The following is a 13,681-nucleotide window of genomic DNA, read 5'->3' on the forward strand; positions in this document are numbered from 1 at the left end:
GGAGAAAAGGAGGGGGGCTCGCCGCTCATTCAAAAAAAAAAGGGAAAAAAGGGGCGCGTGCCCGGGGGTTGGGGGGTGGCGGTTGGGCTGACCCCCCCCCCCCCCCCCCACGACCCCCGCACAGAACCCGATTGAACTCGCCCGTCCCGGGTATCCACCGGGCGTCGCGTATTCGATCCAAGTCGGGGTATCCGGGCTCCGCCACCACACCAGGAGGACGCCGTGAGCGAAGTCAGCCGAGTCGTCGACGTACCGCCGGACGCCGTTTTCACCGTGCTCGCCGACGGCTGGCTGTACGCGAGCTGGGTCGTCGGCAGTTCCCACATCCGTGACGTCGACGAGGACTGGCCCGCCGTCGGTTCCCGGATCCACCACAGCGTCGGACCGTGGCCCTTCCACATCCAGGACGTGACGGTCGTGAAGGCCGTCGAGCCCGGGGTTTCCCTGTCGCTGGAGGCGAGGGGCTGGCCGCTCGGCGCGGCGGCGGTCGAGCTCACGCTCCTCCCCCACGGCGAAGGCAAGACCGAGGTCCGGATGAAGGAAAGCGTCGTGCGTGGTCCCGGCAAGGTACTGCCCGAGGCGGTTCAGGCACTCGTCGCCAAACCGCGCAACACCGAAGGCCTCGCCCGCCTGGCGGATCTGGCGACCGGGAAGTACGCCAACCGCAAGGGCGCTCAGCGGTAGACAACGCGATTCGCCGCGCCGATCACCGCCGCGTAGCCCTCGCCGAGCAGGCCAGCCCTGGCCAGCGCGGCGCGGGCCGCGTTGGCGCCGGGCCCGCCGTGGACCGCGCCTCCCGGATGCGCCGACGAGCCCGCGAGGAACAAGCGGTCCACCGGGGTGTCCGAGCGGCCGAGGCCGGGGACTGGCCGGAAGAACAACTGCTGGTGGATGGCCGTGGTCCCACCGCTGATCGCGCCTCCGACCAGCCCGGGGTCGTGTGCGGCCAGTTCGAGTGGGCCCTGCACGTACCGGCCCTGGATCAGGTCGAGGAACCCTGGCGCGCGGGCCTCGACCGTCTTTTCGATCCGCGCGACGTGCCGGTCCAGTTCCTCCCGGTTCTCCATCAGCCCGCGAGGAACGTGGGTGTACGCCCACGCCGCCTCGGTACCCGGCGGCGACCGGTGCGGATCGCTCGTCGTCATCTGCCCGAACAGCAGGAACGGGTTCCGTGGGCTCCGGCCGCGGACCAGTTCGCCGCCGAACGCCGACAGTCCGTCCAGGTCCGCGCCGAGGTGGATCGTGCCGGCTCCGCGAGCGTCTTCCGCCGTCCACGGAACGGGACCGGACAGCGCCCAATCCACCTTCACCGTGGCACTGTCCCATTGGAATCGGCCGAGATCGTCGAGCAGCCGCGAGGGCAGCCATTCCGGCGCGACCATCTCGCCGTACAACGTCGGCGCCGGCACGTCCGCGAGTACCGCCTTGCGCGCCCGGATCGGGTTTCCGTCGCCGTCGCGCACGCCCATCGCCCGTCCCCGCGCGACAAGCACTTCCGTCGCGGGACAACCACATCGGATCTCGCCACCGCGGGCCGCGAGCCGTCGCACCAGTGCAGCGATCAACTCACCGGCTCCGCCGGCCGGCACGGGGAAGCCGACGTCCTGCCCGATCATCGCGAGCAGCCAGCCGAAGACGGCGCTGCCCGCGTTGTCCACGGAGATATCGCTGTGCGCGGCGTTCCCGGCCAGCAGCAACCGGGCGCCCTCGCCGTCGAACTGCTCTTCCCCCAACCGGCGGGCGGGCAAGGTGAGCATCCGCGCGAGCCGCAGCGCGTCGGCGGTCCCTGTCCGCCGCAGCAGCCGCACAGCCGGGCGCACCGGCGGGAACGGCGTGAACAACGCGTTCAGCAGCGGTTCGCGAATGTCCTGCCATTGCGCGAACAAGCTCCGCCACGCGGCGCCGTCGCCCGGCGCGAATCCGTCGGCCGAGGCCGCCGTCCGCTCGATGTCCCGGGAGAGCACCGCGCACCGGTCGTCGGGCAGCACGTGCGCGAGGACGTCGGGGGCGTGCCGCCAGCTCAACCCGTGGTCCTCGAGCCGCAGTCCCCGCATCACCGGCGATACCGCGGTGAGCGGGAAAAACGCGCTGCAGAGGTCGTTGCGGAACCCGGGCGCGGTGACTTCGTCGGTCCGTACCGCGCCGCCCGGCTTCTCCGCCTGCTCCAGCACCAGCACCGACCACCCGGCGTCGGCCAGGAGGTTCGCCGCGACCAGGCCGTTGTGGCCGGCGCCGATGACGACCGCGTCGAAGACTTCCGTGCTCATCCGAGCCTCCCGATCGTCAGGACTGTGATTGGTGGCTGGGCCTGCCACGGGCGAGCGAGCGGACCCGGGCCACCAGGCCGTGCCCACGCGGTGGGGCGAGCGGCGGGCTCGCGGCCCCTTCACCGGAGCGGAGTCCGGCGACCAGTTCCGCGAGCGCACTGGCGGCGTCGTACCCAGGTTTCCAGCCCAGTGTGGTCTCGGCGAGAGTGGTGTCCACGAGCGGCGCGCCGTCGGCGAGATCCAGCCAACCGGGGTGCAGCGGCAAGGCGCCCGTCCGCCAGGCGGCGTACGCGGCCACCCGGACGAGTGATCGCGGCGCCGGGACACGCATCCCGCCGAGCAGACCGGCCAGCGCGTCGGCGTCGAGCACCCCCGGGGCGGCGAGATTCACCGCCCCGGTGAAACGCCGCTCAAGCACCAGCCGGATCGCTTCGGCGACGTCGGCGCTGTGCACCGCCTGCGCCCGCAGATCCGCCCACAACGGAAGCGGCAGCCATCGGCGACCCACGACACCGGCGGGGACGGCCGGGCCGAGCAGCCAGCGCTCGAACTCCCCCGCCGCCCGTCGCTGCAGGATCGCGCACGGCCGCAACCGGGCCACCCCGATCTCCGGATGGGCCGCCTCGAACCGGTCAAGCAAAGCCTCCAGCCCGGCTTTGCCCCGGCTGTAGGCACTGGTCGGAATGCCCTCGCGCGGCCAATCCTCGGTGACCTTCTCCCACCGCGGCGCCGGCCCGTAGGCGGCGACGGACGACAGGACGACCAGACGCGGTACCCCGGCCGCGGCCACCGCGGCGAGCACGTTCCGGGTCCCGTGGTCGTTGGTCCGCCACATCGGCGGGTCCTCGCGCTCCGGTGAGATCGCCCAGGCGAGATGGACGACCGCATCGGCGCCCTCCACCAGGTCGGTCAGCTTCGCGCGGCCGACGTCGTCCCCCAGGTCCATGGCCGACCAGGCCGCCGCGCGATACGGCGCGGCCGTGGTGTCGGGCAGCCTCCTGGCCACGCCGATCAGCTCGTCGTCGCCGGGTTCGAGGGCGTGGAGCAGCGCCGTCCCGACGTTTCCGGTCGCCCCGGTGATCACGATCCGCACAGCGTGTGCTTACCCGGGCCGGTGATCGCGGAAACGTTTCGTGGCGTACCACTCAGCCCGACGCGAGGTCGCGCGCCACGGCTCGGGCGGTCCGGCCACCGGAGGCCAGTGCGCCTTGCAGGGAGCTGGTATCCCGATGATCGCCGCAGACGTAAAGCCGTTCCCCGAACCGGATTTCACGGCGAATGTCGTGCGGCGCCTTCATGGCCGGTAGCGCGTGCGGGATCTCGTAGCGCCTCACCAGCGGCCATCGGGACGCGTCCGTGCGATACAGCCGGCTCAGCTCTCGCCGCACTTCCGGTTCCTCCAGCGGGGTGAGCGCCGAGGCGCTGACGAGCGCGGCGCCGTCCGGGGCGTAGGTGGGACACACCTCGCTGAGCACGGCGGTGTTGAGGATCGGCCCGCCACGGGCGTCGATCACGATGACCGGCTCCCGCAACGGTGTCCGCGGCGGGGTGAAGTACCACGTCGTGACGCTGTTCCACCGAGGTTCGGGGACCTCGCCGACAAGCCGCGCGGCGGTCGTCCCGTCCGTGGCGACGACGACGGCTCGCGCGTTCCAGACGTCTCCGCCGGAGGTACGCACCCGGCCGCCTTCGACTTCGTCGACCGAACAGCCGGTCCGCACGGCGGAAGCGGGCAGCAGCCGCGCGAGTTGCCTAGGCAGTTCTCCCATCCCGAGCGCGGGCAACGACGGCGCGGACCGGAGAAAACTTCGCCACACCAACCGGAAGAACCGGGAAGAGGTAGCCAGGCCTGCTTCCAGGAAGACCCCGGACAGGAACGGGCGCAGCACGGTGTCGACGGCCCGGTCCGACAGCCCGGCCCGGCGCAGTTCGTCGGCGGTCGTACCGTCGTCGCCCCGGATGATCGAGCGAGCCGGGCCAGCGGCGACGCGTGCGGTCAGCGCACCGAGCGCGGCCAGGTCCTTGGCCGACAGGTACCGCCGCGCCGCGACATCGCGCAGCGCCTTGGGCGTATCCAAGGGATTTCCGAGCAGGCTCGTGCGGTCGTCGTCGGAAACCCTGACCGCGCGCCAGAGTTTGCCCAGCCGGAGCGCGCCGACGTCGGCAAGGCGCTGGATGGCGGGGTAAGCCGGATTGAGGATCTGGAAGCCGCGATCCAGCCGGAAGCCGTCGACGACGTCCGTGCGCACCCGTCCGCCGACCTCGTCCCCGGCTTCCAGGACCACACAAGCGATCCCGGCCCGGTGCAGGCGCAGACCCGCGGCGAGACCGGCGAGCCCCGCCCCCACGATCACGACGTCGGTTTCATGCGTGGCCATCGGCGATGTCCCCCGCTCGCAAGGCGTAGCGCCGCTCGGCGTAGGCGAGGTCGTCCCGCCAGAGACGGGCGGACGCGCGGCGCATCAGTGGCCTCAGTGCCGGTGCGATCCGGGCGGCCTTGGCGAAACCGGGCCGGTCGGACGTGGCTATCGTCGCCTCGATCACGGCGGTGCGCGGTCGTCCGTCGGGGCCGTTCCCGAGCGGGGTGGCATGGGTTTCGACCACACTGCCCGCGCCTTCGCCGTCGACGATGGTCATCAGCACCGTGCGCGGCTCCGGGCAGGTGAACTCGGCGATCACCGGCACGCCCAGTTTCCCGGCCAACCGGAAGGTCACCTCGACGACGAATTTGTCGTCGGCGTCGGTGACATCGTTCCCTTGTGGAGCCGAAAGAACCCGCAGACGCGTGAACGAGTACGGGTGGAACCAGGCGCCGTGCCAAGGATCGAGCCGGTTGGCGACGACGTCCACGGGTTCGCACGCCCCGGTCAGCGTCGCGACCGCGTCGATGGTGACCTCACCCGGCGGACGGACCGGCACGATCGGCCGCTCCGTCGGGGTTTCGCCACCGAAGCGGTCGAGGCGCACCCAGGCGAGCACTCCGTCGTCGTAGGACGGCAACCGTGTCCAGCCCGGCCGCTCCGGCCCGATCCGCAGCCCGTGCCACCGGCAGACCAACTCTCCACAATGGACACGAGCCTGCTCGAGCGGGGCACCGAGATGCGGGCAGGCACCGGGTCCGATGACCAGGTCGCCGTCCGGGTCACGCCAGGCCACCAGTTCGCGACCACCGGCGCGCAGCCCCAGCGGCTGATCCTCGCGGATCTCACGGCTGGCCGCGACGACGAACCAATTTCCCGCCGGACGGGCGTCGGCGCGTTTGACCGCGGCGTCGATCAGCACGGGGCTGCATGCGCGGTAGGTCGGTTCCTGCCGGGCCCAAGCCGGTTCGCGGAACGGCTGGACCGGCCACTTCGACGGCCAACGTTCGACCACTTGCCGCCTGAGATCCACCGGAAGCCCTCCCTGCCACGCGTCGTCCCCCGCCATCCTCAGGCACTTGGAGCGATCCCGCAACGGTTCAGGCTTTGAAGCGGGCGGCGGAGACATCCAGCGCGGTGGTCAAGTCGTTGACCCAGGACGCGCCACGAACGTCGAGCCCTTCCCAGCCGGGACCGGCGACGACGACCTCGATTCCCTGCCGCTGCAGACGCTCGCACAGCAGGACGTCGACGGTGCCGGCGGACATCGACCACAGCACCACCAGGACCGGATCCAGTCTGGACGCCAGACCGGCCATGGTCTCCGCGGGCACCAGCTGACCGAGGTAGAGGGCGGGAACACCGATCTCCAGCAGCGACGCGCGGAGCACTTCGATCGGCAGGCTGTGCCGCTCGTCCGGGCAACAGGCGATGAGCACTCCGCGTTCGGTGGGCACGGTGGTGAACCGGGTGACATAGCGTTGCAGCGCCAGGGAAACCTCGGTGGTGAGCGCCCATTCCGACTCGAAGCACACGTCACCCCCGGCCCAGCGGCGCCCGAGGCGGCGCAGGATCGGCAGCAACACGTCGGTCCACGTCGCCGCCGCGCCGATCGTGTCGAGGGTCTCGTCCAGCAACACCGCGAGGGAAGCGAACTCGAGGTCTTCGGCGGCTTGCTCCAGTTCGCCGACCAGCCTGTCGACCGGTACGGCGGGGACTGTGACGTCGGCAGCGGAAAAGGCGGCCGCGGCCGCTTCGCGGGCAGGAATCCCGCGGTCGATCAGCCGTTGCATATGCTGCAGCCTGCGCACGTCCGTGTCGGAGTAACGGCGATGACGCCCCTCGCCCCGCAAGGTGGGGCCGACACCGTAACGCGCGGCCCAGGTCCGGAGCGTGACCGGCGAGACGCCCAGCACCTCGGCTACCTTGCCAGGGGTCCACGAACCTCCGGCTCGGGGGCCGAAACGGCCGCTCATCTCGTCGACGTCCATCCATTCCGCGTTCCAGTGCTCACTCGCACGGGGATCAACTGCGGGCAGCTTACGAGGTCATCGGACGTGGGCGGGCGCATACCGTCACCGAAACGAGCGAACGCCCGGCGGCACCACGGCGCGACCGGGGAGATACCGGTCAACGCCAGGTGCCACCGGGCGCCGGGAACCCGGCGCGAGGGGCACCGGGCTCCCGAGGGTGGCGGGGACCGGGCCACCCTCGTTCGCATGGCGGTCTTCTTCGATCCGCGAGCGATCCGGGTTTGAGCCGGGAAGCGCCGGGAAATCCCCGGTCTTCCTTGCTCCACAGGCGATACCGCCCGAGTTGCGGGGGTGTCGCCGGATCTAGTAGACAAGGTTACCTCAGAAGTGAAACGATTATGAAACGAATCACCGGATCGGCGGAAGGGAAGAGTCGGATGGCGTCGACCATGGCGGCGGAAGCGGCGCCGTCGCAGGAGGCGCCTGCCGAGTGGCTGGACGCTTTGGGCGCGCGTTGTCTCGCCGAAGCACGCGGTTTCGTCGAAGCACGGGCCGCCGAGCACTTTTCCGGCCGCACCGAGGGCGAACTCGCGGAAACCGTCGTCCCCCAGTTCCTTGCCGGAGGAAAGTTCCTCCGGCCGATGTTCGCCTACGTGGGCTGGCGGTGCGGAGGCCCGGAGTCGGACGCCGCCTTGCGGGCCGCGTCGAGCTTGGAACTGCTCCATTGTTTCGCGCTGGCACAGGACGACGTCATGGACGGCTCGGCACTGCGACGGGGCCGTCCCGCGCTGCATGTTCGGTTCGCGCGGTGGCATGCCGAACAGGGGTGGAGCGGATCCGCCGACCGGTTCGGCGAATCCGCGGCGACGTTGGCCGGTGATCTCTTCCTGGTCTGGTCGGAACAGCTGCTCCGGGAATCCGGTCTGGACGCGGAAACGCTGTCGCGCGGCTGGCCGAGGTACGACACGATGCGCGCGGAGCTGGCGGTCGGGCAGTTGGCCGATCTGGTGAACGACGCACGGACACTCCCCAGCTGGGACGCTTTGCTCGACGTGCTGCGCCGGAAGTCCGGCAACTACACCGTCCGCAGGCCACTGGAGTTCGGCGCGGCGCTGGCGGGCTGCGGTCCGGACGTCCTCGGCGCGCTCGCCGAGTACGGCGGCCTGGTCGGTGAGGCGTTCCAGTTCAAGGACGATCTGCTCGGCGTCTTCGGCGATCCCGCCGTCACCGGCAAGCCCGCCGGTCAGGACCTCCGCGATCGCAAGGCGTCCAGCGTCGTGGTGCTCGCCGCCGAGATGGCCGACCGGGCGCAGCGCGACGAACTCGGCGAACTGTTGAACCTGACCACTGTGGACGATGACGCCGTCTCCGGTTGGCGCGGGCTGATCACGGCGACCGGAGCGCGCGAGCGTCTCGGCGAACTCATCCGGGAGCGGGCCGACAAGGCCCTGGCGGTGATCGACCCGGCCGTCGTCCCGCGACAGGCCTCGGACGCGCTGGCTCTCCTCGCCACCCGATGCACGGAGCGCGACCAGTGAAAACCGTGCCTGGCCGGACGAACCGGATCGTCGTGGTGGGCGCGGGGTTGTCGGGTCTGGCGGCCGCGCTGCACCTGGCCGGCCGCGGCCGCGAGGTCACCGTCCTCGAACGCGACCCCGGCCCGGGTGGCCGGGCGGGGCGGGTCGAACGCAAGGGCTATCTGCTCGACACCGGCCCGACAGTGCTGACCATGCCTTCGATCCTGCAAGACACCTTCGGCGCCGTGGGCGCCGACCTCGACGAGGAACTACCGCTCATCCGGCTCGATCCGGCTTATCTGGCGCAGTTCGCCGACGGCAGCACGCTGCCCGTGCACACCGACGCCGCGGCGATGACGGAGGCGGTACGCGAGTTCGCCGGTCCCGCCGAGGCCGCGGGATACCTCCGGCTGCGCGAATGGCTGACCCGGCTCTACCGCACCGAGTTCGGCCGGTTCATCGACTCGAACATCGACTCACCCCTGGGCATGCTCAACCCGGACTTGGCCCGTTTGGTGGCGCTCGGTGGATTCCGTCGGCTGGAACCCAAAATCGGGTCCTTCCTGTCCGACGAGCGGCTGAAACGGGTCTTCACTTTCCAAGCGCTCTACGCGGGCGAGTCGCCGATGCGGGCGCTGGCTCTGTACGCGGTCATCTCCTATATGGACACCGTCGGCGGCGTGTATTTCCCGCCCGGCGGGGTCGCGGCGCTCCCCCAGGCACTCGCCCGGGTCGCCGCCGAGAACGGCGTCACCTTCCACTACGGCGACCCCGTGCACAAGCTCGAACGCGAAGGCGGCCGCGTCCACGCGGTCCGCACGGCCGCGGGCGAACGCCATCCGTGCGACGCCGTGGTCCTGACGACCGAACTGGCCGAGAGTTACCGGCTGCTCGGCCGGGACCCGAAGCGCCCTGTTCCGTTGCGGGCCGCGCCGTCGGCGCTGATCGTGCACACCGGTGGTCCCGATACCCGGCCCGAAACCGGGCACCACACCATCTCCTTCGGACACGAGTGGCGCTCGACCTTCCACGAACTCATCACCACCGGACACCGCATGACCGATCCGTCCCTGCTGATCACCCGGCCGACCGCGACCGATCCGGGCCTCGCACCGCTGACCCGTCAGCTCTACTCGATCCTCGCCCCGGTACCGAATCTCGACCGGGGCCCCGCGGATTGGGCCGCCGACGCCGAACCGTACGCGGAGGAGATCCTCGCCATCGCCCGGCAGCGAGCGCTGCCGGGCTTCGAACCCGAGTTCACCGACGTCGTCAGCCCCGCCGACTGGGCAGACCGCGGGCTGGTGGCCGGAACCCCCTTCAGCTACGCCCACTCGTTCGTCCAAACCGGACCGTTCCGCCCTCGGAACCTGCCGCGCGGCACCGAAAACGTCGTCCTCGCCGGTGGCGCGACGGTGCCGGGAGTCGGCGTGCCGACCGTGCTGATCTCCGGCAGGCTGGCCGCCGACCGGATCACCGGCGTACCCGGACGCCGCTCCCGTGTTCTCGACCTGGCCGCGGAGGCGAGCCGATGACCCGACGCGAACTCGACGCCGCCGAAATCCGCGACCCGAACCTGCGAGCCGCCTACACCTGGTGCCGCGACGTCAACGCCCGGCACGGCCGGACGTATTTCCTGGCGACGCGGATGCTGACTCCCGCGCAACGGCCCGCCGTCCACGCGCTCTACGGTTTCGCGCGGTGGCTGGACGACATCGTCGACGAGCCCGACGCGGACGCCACCCCGGAGTCCCTGGCCGTACGATTGTCCGAAGTGGAGGCTCGCTTCCTCGCCGACCTGACCGCGGGCACGAGTGACGATCCCCTGCTGACGGCGGTGATCGACACGGCGGCCCGGTACGAACTGGAGGAGCGGCTCTTCCGCGCCTTCTTCGCCTCGATGCGGATGGACCTGAGCGTGACCGACTACGCGACCAGGACCGACCTCGACGATTACGTGCACGGCTCCGCGGAAGTGATCGGCCTGCAGGTGCTCCCGATCCTCGGCGCGGTGGCACCCCACGAAGAGGCCGCACCGCGCGCCGCCGCGCTCGGCAAGGCCTTCCAGCTCACCAACTTCCTTCGTGACGTCGCCGAGGACTTCGCCCGCGGACGGGTCTACCTGCCCGCCGACGAACTCAAGGAACACGACGTCGACCGCGAACGGCTGTCGTGGTGCGCGGAGCACGGTCGCTCCGACTTACGCGTACGGGCCGCGATCAAGGAACAGGTCGCGGTGACCCGGCGTATCTACGCCGAAGCGCGGCCGGGGATCGCGATGCTGCATCCGGTCTCACGGCCCTGTGTGGCCACCGCCGCGACCCTTTACGGGGAGATCCTCGACCGGATCGAGGACGCGGACCACGACGTCTTCGCCGGCCGGGCGTCGGTGTCCCGGCGCCGTCGGCTCGGCGTCGCCTGCGGCGCGCTCGCTCGCGCGCAGTGGGCTCGCACGCGGCATCCCGCTCCCGCTCCCCCGTCGGCGGTGGCCTGAGTGGGCAAGATCGAATACCTCGTCGTGCTGGCGGCGTGCGTGCTGGTGACGCTGCCGCTGGAAATCGCGGGTGCCCGCGTCTACCGGCGGCCGAAACGACTGGCCCGCGCGCTGCTCCCGGTGGCCGTCGTCTTCCTCGTCTGGGACGCGCTGGCGATCGCGGGTGAGGTCTGGACCTACGCACCGGAGTTCGTCACCGGTGTCCACGCGCCGTTTTCCCTTCCGCTGGAAGAGATCCTCTTCTTCGTCGTGATCCCGATCTGCGGCCTGCTGACCTACGAAGCGGTCCAGCTCACCCTCACCGCGGTCCGGCGGCGCGGGAAACCGGCGGTTCGGCGATGATTCCTTGGGGCTACACGGTTCCAGCCGTCGCCGCGGTGCTGGTGGTCATTATCGTCGAGCTGGCCGTGCTGAAGACCGGGCTGTTCCGCAAACCCGCCTACTGGCTCACGATGGTGATCGTCACCGCGTTCCAGATCCCCGTCGACGGCTGGCTGACGAAACTGTCCGCGCCGATCGTCCTTTACGCGCCCGAACACATCACCGGCTGGCGGTTCCCCTGGGACATCCCGGTCGAAGACTTCCTCTTCGGCTTCGCGATGGTGACCGCCGTACTGCTGCTGTGGGAACGAGCCCGAGCACGAGAGGAAGCGCGATGAACGCCATGGCGCGAGACGGTTTGCCGCGCGAAACCGTGCCATCGGCCTTCGACACCGAAGCCCGGTTCTACGACCGCCTCGTCGGCGCGAATCCCGGTTACCACGAGCATTTGCGCCTGTCCGCCGGGCGGCTCGCCCTCCCCGCGAAGGCACCCGGCCTGCGCGTGCTGGACGCCGGCTGCGGGACCGGCGCGTCCACGGCGGCGCTCCTGTCCGCGGTGCCGAACGCCCGGATCACCGCCTTCGACGCGTCCGGCGAAATGCTGGAGCGGGCCCGAAGCAAGACCTGGCCCGACAACGTCGAATTCGTGCACACCCCGGTCGAGGAGCTGGCCGGGATCCACGGCCCGTTCGACGGGATCCTGGCGGCGTACCTGCTGCGCAACCTCACCGACCCGGCCACTCAGCTGCGCCGGCTCCGCAAGCTGCTCCGACCGGGTGGCCGGATCGCCGTGCACGAGTACTCCGTCCGCGATTCGCGGCGCGCCCGGCTGGTCTGGAACGCCGTCTGCGCGGGCGCGATCATCCCGCTCGGGAAATTCACCACCGGCGATGCCACGCTCTACCGGCATCTCCGCCGCAGCGTTCTCGAATTCGACGGCATCGCGGCCCTCACCCGGCGCCTCACCGACGCCGGATTCACCGACGTCCACACCGCGACCGTCCGCGGCTGGCAACGCGACATCGTCCACACCGTCGTCGGCACCGCACCCTTGGAGACACCGTGACCCGCCCCCGGGACCGCCGCCGCGTCACCCGGCAGGCACCGGCGGGCCTGCCCGACGCCGGACTGCTCGGGCGGCGTCCCACCGCCGCGATCGTGGGCGGCGGCATCGCCGGGCTCACCGCGGCCACAGGGCTGGCCGAACGCGGCGTCGGCGTCACCGTCTTCGAACGCGAAAACCATCTCGGCGGACGGGTCGGCGGCTGGCGGGAACGGCTCCCGGACGGCACCGCGGTGACCATGAGCCGGGGTTTCCACGCCTTCTTCCGCCAGTACTACAACCTGCGCGCCCTGCTCGCGCGCACCGATCCGCGGCTGGACCGGCTCACCCCGCTGACCGACTACCCCCTGCTGGACGCCCACGGCCGCATCGACACCTTCGCCGGACTTCCGCGCACCCCGCCGTGGAACGCGGTGGCGTTCGCCTGGCGCAGCCCGACCTTCACCCGCAAGGACCTGCTGCATCTCAGCGGCCGCGAAGCCCTGCCGCTGGCGACGGTCAGCGTGCCGGAGATCTATCACCGGCTCGACCGCACCGACGCCGCGACCTTCCTCGAAGCGATCAACTTCCCGCCCGCCGCCAAGCACCTCGCGTTCGAGGTCTTCTCCCGCAGCTTCTTCGCCGACCCGCGCGACCTGTCGGCCGCGGAGCTGGCGGCCATGTTCCACCTGTATTTCCTGGGCTCCAGCGAAGGCCTCGTCTTCGACGTACCGACCGAGCCGTTCCCCCAAGCGCTCTGGGACCCACTCGCGAGCTATCTCACCGGCCGCCGCGTCGACCTCCGCACCGGCACGGCGGTGACCGGCCTCGGCCGGACCCCGGAAGGTTTCGCGCTCGAATCAGACGGCCGGACGGAGCACTTCGACGGCGTGGTCCTCGCCTGCGATGTCGCCGGCCTGCGCGAGATCGTGGCCGCTTCACCGGAGGTCGGCACCGAGTCCTGGCGAGCCGACATCGGCGACTTGCGTACGGCCCCGCCATTCCTGGTCCGACGGCTTTGGCTCGACCGCCCGGTCGAACCACACCGGTCGCCGTTCCTCGGCACCGGCAGCATCCCGCCGCTGGACAACATCAGCGTGCTCGACCGATATGAGGGGGAAGCCCGCCGCTGGGCCGCCCGCACCGGCGGATCGGTCGTCGAACTGCACGCCTACGCGGCCGCCACCGACGATTCGAGCGGCTTGGAAAAAGCACTGGAGAGCCGCCTCCACGAAATCTATCCGGAGACCAGGGACGCCCGCGTCGTCGGCGACATCACGTTGTGGCGCGAAGACTGCCCGCTGTTCGGAGTCGGCGACTTCGCCCGGCGGCCGAAGGTGAAAACACCCGACCCGGCGCTGGCGCTCGCGGGCGACGGCATCCGGATAGACCTCCCGGTCGCCCTCATGGAACGCGCGGCCGCCACCGGCTGGACCGCGGCGAATTCGCTTCTCGGGCGCTGGGGCCTCGCCGGGCACCCGATCCGCTCGGTCCCCAACCACGGTCGGATCCGCCTGCTGAACCGGCTGGCCACCTCGATGCCCGGTGAGGGCTAAGGCAACGTGGCGCATTGCGTGCGATGTCGGCTCGCACCGCGGTCTGATGTCCCCAATGAGGTTTTCTCAGTAGCGGCCTTGGTGTTCGAGTTGGGTGAGTACGAGGGCTGCTTTGATGATGGTGCCGATGTGGGTAGGGCTGAGGGTGATG

13 protein-coding genes are annotated in these 13,681 nt (G+C 70.8%); 8 read left to right on the forward strand and 5 right to left on the reverse strand.

Features of this window, described 5'->3' with window-relative positions:
• Positions 1-222: 222 nt before the first annotated feature.
• Positions 223-684: an SRPBCC family protein gene (locus ACZ54P_RS39280; protein ID WP_465466697.1), complete on the forward strand. Its 462-nt coding sequence runs from the start codon at positions 223-225 to the stop codon at positions 682-684.
• Here the strand turns inward: ACZ54P_RS39280 and ACZ54P_RS39285 are convergent.
• The 5 genes from ACZ54P_RS39285 to ACZ54P_RS39305 form a co-directional block, all read right to left on the reverse strand.
• Positions 675-2,267: a phytoene desaturase family protein gene (locus tag ACZ54P_RS39285; RefSeq protein ID WP_465466698.1), complete on the reverse strand. Its 1,593-nt coding sequence runs from the start codon at positions 2,265-2,267 to the stop codon at positions 675-677. The genes ACZ54P_RS39280 and ACZ54P_RS39285 overlap by 10 nt on opposite strands.
• A gap of 16 nt (positions 2,268-2,283) precedes the next feature.
• Complete coding sequence (locus ACZ54P_RS39290) at positions 2,284-3,360, reverse strand: NAD-dependent epimerase/dehydratase family protein (RefSeq protein WP_465466699.1); 1,077 nt, start codon at positions 3,358-3,360, stop codon at positions 2,284-2,286.
• Positions 3,361-3,412: 52 nt separating this feature from the next.
• A complete protein-coding gene (locus ACZ54P_RS39295; RefSeq protein WP_465466700.1) occupies positions 3,413-4,645 on the reverse strand; it encodes an NAD(P)/FAD-dependent oxidoreductase in 1,233 nt (410 codons plus the stop codon).
• Positions 4,632-5,660 (reverse strand): DUF5914 domain-containing protein, encoded by a 1,029-nt coding sequence (locus ACZ54P_RS39300; protein ID WP_465466701.1) that lies wholly within the window; start codon positions 5,658-5,660, stop codon positions 4,632-4,634. The genes ACZ54P_RS39295 and ACZ54P_RS39300 overlap by 14 nt, the downstream gene beginning before the upstream one ends.
• A gap of 67 nt (positions 5,661-5,727) precedes the next feature.
• The gene (locus ACZ54P_RS39305; RefSeq protein WP_465466702.1) at positions 5,728-6,618 is read right to left on the reverse strand and encodes a MerR family transcriptional regulator; all 891 of its coding nucleotides are present in this window, start codon (positions 6,616-6,618) and stop codon (positions 5,728-5,730) included.
• Between the two features lie 419 nt (positions 6,619-7,037).
• Here ACZ54P_RS39305 and ACZ54P_RS39310 point away from each other — a divergent pair, with 419 nt between their 5' ends.
• Genes ACZ54P_RS39310 through ACZ54P_RS39340 form a run of 7 tightly spaced genes read left to right on the forward strand, consistent with a single transcriptional unit; the run spans position 7,038 to position 13,530 of the window.
• A complete protein-coding gene (locus ACZ54P_RS39310) occupies positions 7,038-8,138 on the forward strand; it encodes a polyprenyl synthetase family protein (RefSeq protein WP_465466703.1) in 1,101 nt (366 codons plus the stop codon).
• Positions 8,135-9,652, forward strand: coding sequence for a phytoene desaturase family protein (gene crtI, locus ACZ54P_RS39315; RefSeq protein WP_465466704.1), 1,518 nt, complete (start codon positions 8,135-8,137; stop codon positions 9,650-9,652). The genes ACZ54P_RS39310 and crtI overlap by 4 nt, the downstream gene beginning before the upstream one ends.
• A complete protein-coding gene (locus ACZ54P_RS39320; protein WP_465466705.1) occupies positions 9,649-10,611 on the forward strand; it encodes a phytoene/squalene synthase family protein in 963 nt (320 codons plus the stop codon). The genes crtI and ACZ54P_RS39320 overlap by 4 nt, the downstream gene beginning before the upstream one ends.
• Positions 10,612-10,953 carry a lycopene cyclase domain-containing protein gene (locus tag ACZ54P_RS39325; RefSeq protein WP_465466706.1) on the forward strand — a complete coding sequence of 114 codons (342 nt, stop codon included), beginning with the start codon at positions 10,612-10,614 and terminating at the stop codon, positions 10,951-10,953.
• Complete coding sequence (locus ACZ54P_RS39330) at positions 10,950-11,270, forward strand: lycopene cyclase domain-containing protein (protein ID WP_465466707.1); 321 nt, start codon at positions 10,950-10,952, stop codon at positions 11,268-11,270. Before ACZ54P_RS39325 ends, ACZ54P_RS39330 begins: the two co-directional genes overlap by 4 nt.
• The gene (locus tag ACZ54P_RS39335) at positions 11,267-11,998 is read left to right on the forward strand and encodes a class I SAM-dependent methyltransferase (RefSeq protein ID WP_465466708.1); all 732 of its coding nucleotides are present in this window, start codon (positions 11,267-11,269) and stop codon (positions 11,996-11,998) included. Before ACZ54P_RS39330 ends, ACZ54P_RS39335 begins: the two co-directional genes overlap by 4 nt.
• Positions 11,995-13,530, forward strand: coding sequence for an FAD-dependent oxidoreductase (locus tag ACZ54P_RS39340; protein ID WP_465466709.1), 1,536 nt, complete (start codon positions 11,995-11,997; stop codon positions 13,528-13,530). Before ACZ54P_RS39335 ends, ACZ54P_RS39340 begins: the two co-directional genes overlap by 4 nt.
• The last annotated feature ends 151 nt before the right edge of the window (positions 13,531-13,681 follow it).

Source organism: Amycolatopsis sp. NPDC034160 (assembly GCF_055575355.1).

Coding starts and splice junctions, on each gene's coding strand:
- ACZ54P_RS39285 (WP_465466698.1), bottom strand. CDS start 2,267: ATGAGCACGGAAGTCTTCGACGCGGTCGTCATCGGCGCCGGCCACAAC.
- ACZ54P_RS39295 (WP_465466700.1), bottom strand. CDS start 4,645: ATGGCCACGCATGAAACCGACGTCGTGATCGTGGGGGCGGGGCTCGCC.
- ACZ54P_RS39305 (WP_465466702.1), bottom strand. CDS start 6,618: ATGGACGTCGACGAGATGAGCGGCCGTTTCGGCCCCCGAGCCGGAGGT.
- ACZ54P_RS39310 (WP_465466703.1), top strand. CDS start 7,038: ATGGCGTCGACCATGGCGGCGGAAGCGGCGCCGTCGCAGGAGGCGCCT.
- ACZ54P_RS39320 (WP_465466705.1), top strand. CDS start 9,649: ATGACCCGACGCGAACTCGACGCCGCCGAAATCCGCGACCCGAACCTG.
- ACZ54P_RS39330 (WP_465466707.1), top strand. CDS start 10,950: ATGATTCCTTGGGGCTACACGGTTCCAGCCGTCGCCGCGGTGCTGGTG.
- ACZ54P_RS39335 (WP_465466708.1), top strand. CDS start 11,267: ATGAACGCCATGGCGCGAGACGGTTTGCCGCGCGAAACCGTGCCATCG.